The organism is Streptomyces sp. (genome assembly GCF_050698815.1).
Taxonomy (GTDB): domain Bacteria; phylum Actinomycetota; class Actinomycetes; order Streptomycetales; family Streptomycetaceae; genus Streptomyces.
In genome coordinates this window covers 1-5510 of record NZ_JBOHCV010000154.1, presented here as the reverse complement: position 1 = coordinate 5510, position 5510 = coordinate 1, and the positions used below count along the sequence as shown (strand labels likewise).

Here is a 5510-nt window from a genome sequence, read left to right as displayed (position 1 = left end):
TTCGGGCGGCCCGACGACTCGGTTCCCGCGTACGCGAGTTGACGCCTCAGTCGCGGGCGGCCTCCGCCGACTCCGCGTCGTAGCGCCCGTCGAGCTTGGCGACCAGGCCGGTCACCTGCCGGGCGATGTCCGGCGCGGTGAGCCCGATCCCGGCCATGACCTCCTTGCGGGAGCCGTGGTCCAGGAAGCGTTCCGGAATGCCGAAGTCGCGCAGCGGCATGTCCACGCCCGCGTCGCGCAGCGCCTGCGCGACGGCCGAACCGACGCCGCCCGCACGGCTGTTGTCCTCGACGGTGACCACGACGCGGTGCTGCTCGGCCAGCGGCGGCAGTTCCTCGTCGACGGGCTTGACCCAGCGGGGGTCGACCACCGTGGACGAGATGCCCTGCTTGTCGAGCAGGCCGGCGATCTCCAGGCACATCGGCGCCAGCGCACCGACCGAGACCAGCAGCACGTCGGGGCGCTGGGTGTCCGTCGCCCGGCGCAGCACGTCCATCCTGCCGACCCGGCCGACGGCCGGCACGGCGGGACCGACCACGCCCTTGGAGTAACGCACCACGGTGGGGGCGTCGTCCACCTCGACGGCCTCGCGCAGCTGCGCGCGCACCTGCTCGGCGTCGCGCGGCGCGGCCAGCCGCAGCCCGGGGACGCACTGCAGGACCGACATGTCCCACATGCCGTTGTGCGAGGCACCGTCGGTGCCGGTGACGCCCGCGCGGTCCAGCACGAAGGTCACCCCGCACTTGTGCAGCGCGACGTCCATCAGCAGCTGGTCGAAGGCACGGTTGAGGAAGGTGGCGTAGACGGCGAAGACGGGGTGCAGCCCACCGGTGGCCAGCCCCGCGGCGGAGACCGCGGCGTGCTGCTCGGCGATGCCCACGTCGTAGACCCGCTCGGGGAACTCCTCGGCGAAGCCGTGCAGTCCGACCGGGCGCATCATCGCCGCGGTGATCGCGACGATGTCCTCGCGCTCCCGGCCCAGCTTGACCATCTCCTCGCCGAAGACCGAAGTCCAGTCGGCACCCGAGGACTTCACCGGAAGGCCGGTGTCGGGGTGGATGACGCCGACCGCGTGGAACTGGTCGGCCTCGTCCTGACGGGCCGGCTGGTAGCCGCGGCCCTTCTCGGTCAGGCAGTGCACCAGCACCGGGCCGCCGAAGCGCTTGGCGCGCTGCAGCGCGGACTCGACGGCGGCGACGTCGTGGCCGTCGATGGGGCCGACGTACTTCAGGCCCAGGTCCTCGAACATGCCCTGCGGGGCGATGAAGTCCTTCAGCCCCTTCTTGGCGCCGTGCAGCGTCTCGTACAGCGGCTTGCCCACGACGGGGGTGCGGTTGAGCACCTCCTTGCCGCGGGCGAGGAAGCGCTCGTAGCCGTCGGTGGTACGGAGGGTGGCCAGATGGTTGGCGAGGCCGCCGATGGTCGGGGCGTAACTGCGCTCGTTGTCGTTGACGACGATGACGAGGGGGCGGTCCTTGGCGGCGGCGATGTTGTTGAGCGCCTCCCAGGCCATCCCGCCGGTGAGGGCGCCGTCGCCGATGACGGCCACGACGTGGTCGTTCTTCTGCCGTACCTCGTTCGCCTTGGCGAGCCCGTCGGCCCAGCCCAGGACCGTGGAGGCGTGGCTGTTCTCGATCACGTCGTGCTCGGACTCGGCGCGCGAGGGGTAGCCGGAAAGGCCGCCCGCCAGGCGCAGGCCGGAGAAGTCCTGACGGCCGGTCAGCAGCTTGTGGACATAGGACTGGTGCCCGGTGTCGAAGAGCACCTTGTCCTTCGGGGAGTCGAACACCCGGTGCAGGGCGATGGTCAGCTCGACCACGCCCAGGTTGGGCCCGAGGTGCCCGCCGGTCTTGGAGACCGAGTCGATGAGGAAGGAGCGGATCTCTCCCGCCAGCTGCTCCAGCTGCTCCGGGCCGAGCCGGTCCAGGTCGCGGGGGCCCTTGATGCCCGTCAGCAGACCCCACCTCTCTCTGAGCTGCGCCCTGGGGAACTCCACCGCCCCCGAACCGGGAAGACGCGCCGCGCGCGGCCCCTTATCCACGGTGCCTCCTTGCTGTCGAGCATGGTCGAGCTGTGCTGATTCCGTCGAGTCTAATGTTCCGTGCGCGGACGGCATCTTCGGGCTGTGCGAGAAGGGTCACCCGACTGGGCGCGGACCGCCGGGCCGCGCAACCGCACATACGGTGCGAACAGTACGAAGAGTGCGGAACGGCGCGCCGGGGCCGGATCCCCTTTCAGGAACCCGGCCCCGGTGTGCCGTGCGCGTGCGGGCGTACGGATCAGGTGCGTACAGCCGCACGTGTGCACGGTGTCAGGTGCGGCCCGCGGTCTTCTGCGTACGCCGGGAGACCGAGTCGATGACCACGGCGGCCAGCAGTACCGCGCCGGTGATCATGTACTGGATCTCACTCGCCATCCCGAGCAGGTTCAGGCCCTGCTGGATGGACTGGATGACCAGGATGCCCAGCAGCGCGGACCAGATCTTGCCGCGCCCGCCGAAGAGGCTGGTGCCGCCGATGACGGCCGCGGCGATGACGTTCATCAGGGTGTTGCCGGCGCCGAGGCTCTTGGTGGCGCCGCCGGAGAGGCTGGCGATGAACAGGCCGCCGAAGGCCGCGAGCATCCCCGCGATGGCGAAGACCGAGATACGGACCCGCTCCACGTTGATGCCGGCCCGCCGGGCCGCCTCGGCGTTGCCGCCGACCGCGAAGATCTGCCGCCCGTAGGTCGTACGCCGGACCACGAAGTCGGCGATGACCAGCACGCCCAGGAAGAGCACGAGGGCCAGGGGCAGGCCGCGCGACTGGTTGAGCACGTAGGCGACGACGAAGACGACCACCGCCACGACCGCGGTGCGCACCACGATCTCGCTCACCGGCCGGGACGGCAGCCGGGCCGCCCGGCGCCGCTTCGCGTCCAGCAGCAGGGCGGCGGCGTAGCCGAGTACGGCCACCAGGGCGAGGCCGTAGGCGGCGGCGATGTCCTCGAAGTAGTAGCCGGTCAGGTCTTCCACGAAGCTGCCGCCGGGCGTGTTGATGCTGCCCTCGGAGCCCATCAGCCAGATCTGCAGACCGCTCCAGCCCAGGAAGCCGGCGAGGGTGACCACGAACGCGGGCACGCCGACCTTGGCGAAGAAGAAGCCGTGCAGGCCGCCGATGCCGAGCCCGGCGAGGACGGCGAGCGCCACCGCCAGCCAGTCGTTGAGCCCGTGCGTGACGCTGAGCACCGCCCACACGGCGGCGCCGACGCCCGCGACCGAGCCGACGGACAGGTCGATCTCGCCGAGCAGCAGGACGAAGACGATGCCGGTCGCCATGATGCCCGTACCGGCGATGTAGACGCCGATGTCGCTGATGCTGCCCGCCGAGAGGAAGGTGTCGTTCAGCGACTGGAAGATGATGGCGATGGCGATCAGACCGAGGATGACGGGCAGCGAGCCGAGCTCACCGCCGCGCACCCGGCGCTTGAAGTCCGTCAGATAGCCGGCGAAGCCCTGCTCGCGCACCAGCAGTCGGGGGTCGACCACGGGGGCCGCGCCCGGGGCCACGGCGTCGCCGTTCGCGGGCGCCGGGGTCCCGGTGCCGGCGGGCTCGGTGCCGCGTTCCTTGTCGACGGTGTCGCTCACTTCGCCGCCTCCTTGACGGTACGGGCCTGGCGGCGGGTGACCGCGTTGTCGGAGGCGCCGGTGATCGCGGCGATGACCTCCTCATGGGAGGTGCTCGCGACGTCGAAGACGCCGTTGTTGCGGCCGAGCCGCAGCACCGCGACGTGGTCCGCGACGGCCTGCACGTCGGCCATGTTGTGGCTGATCAGGACGACGGCGAGGCCGCGTTCACGCAGCCGCTCGACCAGGTCGAGCACCTGCGCCGTCTGCTCGACGCCGAGTGCGGCGGTCGGCTCGTCCAGGATGACGACCTTGGGGTCACCGATCAGCGCGCGGGCGATGGCGACGACCTGCCGCTGACCGCCGGAGAGCGAGGCGACGGGTATCCGGACGCTGGGGATGCGGATGGACAGGGTGTCCAGCAGCTCCATGGCCCGCTTCTCCATGGCGATCTCGTCGAGGATCGCGGCGCCGCGCAGTTCGTTGCCGAGGAAGAGGTTGGCGACGACGTCGAGGTTGTCGCACAGCGCCAGGTCCTGGTAGACGGTGGCGATACCGAGGTCCTGGGCGTCGTGCGGCCGGGTGATGCTGACCGGCGTGCCCTCCCACTCGATGGTGCCGTCGTCGATGGGGTGCACGCCCGCGATGGTCTTGACGAGGGTGGACTTGCCGGCGCCGTTGTCGCCAACGAGGGCGATCACCTCGCCGGTACGTACCTCCAGGTCGACGTCGGTGAGCGCCTGGACGGCGCCGAACCGCTTGGAAACCCCGCGCAGCGCGAGCACGGTTTCGTTCGCCACTGGGTCCAACTCCGATCTTTCGTCAGCCGCCGCCCCCGCCGGGCGGGGGCGGCGGCCTGCACTTCTCAGGGATGTCGGGTCGCGCCGGGGCGGCGGCCCGGGGGTCACTTCAGGCCGGCGGCCTCGCACGCCTTGGCGAACTGCGGGGTGCAGATCTGGCTGACCTTGTAGACCTTGTCCTTGATGATCGTGTCCTTGATGTTGTCCTTGGTCACGATCTTGGCGTCGTAGAGCTGGGCGGGAATGCCCTTCTTGCTCTTGCTGTCGACCGTCTTCGGGGTGAGCGAGTCGGTCTTCTTGCCCTTCAGCAGGTTCACCGCGATCTCGGCGGTGGTCTCCGCCTGCGGCTTGATCGCCTTGTAGATCGTCAGTGCCTGGTCGCCCTTGACGATCCGCTGCAGACCGGCGAGTTCGGCGTCCTGGCCGCTCAGCGGTACGTCCTTGACGCCCTGCTTCTTCATGGCGGTCGAGACACCGCCGGCCATGCCGTCGTTGGCGGCGTAGACGCCGTCGAAGCCGTCCTTGCCGAGCTTGGTGATGGCGGCGCCCATCTTCTTGTTCGCCTCGTCCGGCGACCAGTCCGGGATGTCCTGCTCGTAGACGACCTTCTTGACCTTCTTGTCGAGCACGCTGTGCGCGCCCTTCTTGAAGAGCGGGGCGTTGGGGTCGGTGGGCGAGCCGTTGATCATGACGACGTTGCTGTCCTTGGCCTTGTCGCCCAGCGCCTCGACCAGGCCCTGGCCCTGGAGTTCGCCGATCCGCTCGTTGTCGTAGGAGACGTAGGAGGAGATGTCGCCCTCGGCGAGCCGGTCGTAGGCGACGACCTTGACGCCCTTCTTCGCCGCCCGGTCCACCCAGGACTTGGTGGCCTGCGCGTCCACGGCGTCCAGGATGATCACCTTCACGCCCTGGGTGATGAGGGCGTCGAACTGCTTCTTCTGCGTCTCGGAGTCCTGGGTGGCGTTGTTGTACTTGACGTCGCAGTCCGAACAGAGAGACTTGATCTTCTTCTCCATGAGCGGACGGTCGAACGTCTCGTAGCGCGTGGTCTTGTTCTCCGGCAGCAGCAGACCGATGGTCTTGTTGTCGCCACCACCGTCGCCGCC

Annotated in this window: 4 protein-coding genes; all 4 read right to left on the bottom strand. The window is 69.7% G+C overall.

Annotation, left to right across the window (positions count from 1 at the left end; genetic code table 11):
- Positions 1 to 46: 46 nt before the first annotated feature.
- The gene (gene dxs, locus ACRDP3_RS05975; RefSeq protein ID WP_431515763.1) at positions 47 to 1957 is read right to left on the bottom strand and encodes a 1-deoxy-D-xylulose-5-phosphate synthase; all 1911 of its coding nucleotides are present in this window, start codon (positions 1955 to 1957) and stop codon (positions 47 to 49) included.
- A gap of 354 nt (positions 1958 to 2311) precedes the next feature.
- Entirely contained in the window at positions 2312 to 3625 is a 1314-nt protein-coding gene (locus ACRDP3_RS05970; protein WP_431515761.1) for a sugar ABC transporter permease, read from the bottom strand.
- On the bottom strand, positions 3622 to 4389 hold the full coding sequence (locus tag ACRDP3_RS05965; protein WP_431515762.1) for an ATP-binding cassette domain-containing protein: 768 nt from the start codon (positions 4387 to 4389) through the stop codon (positions 3622 to 3624). The genes ACRDP3_RS05970 and ACRDP3_RS05965 overlap by 4 nt, the downstream gene beginning before the upstream one ends.
- A 119-nt stretch (positions 4390 to 4508) precedes the next feature.
- A partial coding sequence (locus ACRDP3_RS05960) for a substrate-binding domain-containing protein (protein ID WP_431515760.1) occupies positions 4509 to 5510 on the bottom strand: 1002 nt, incomplete at its 5' end.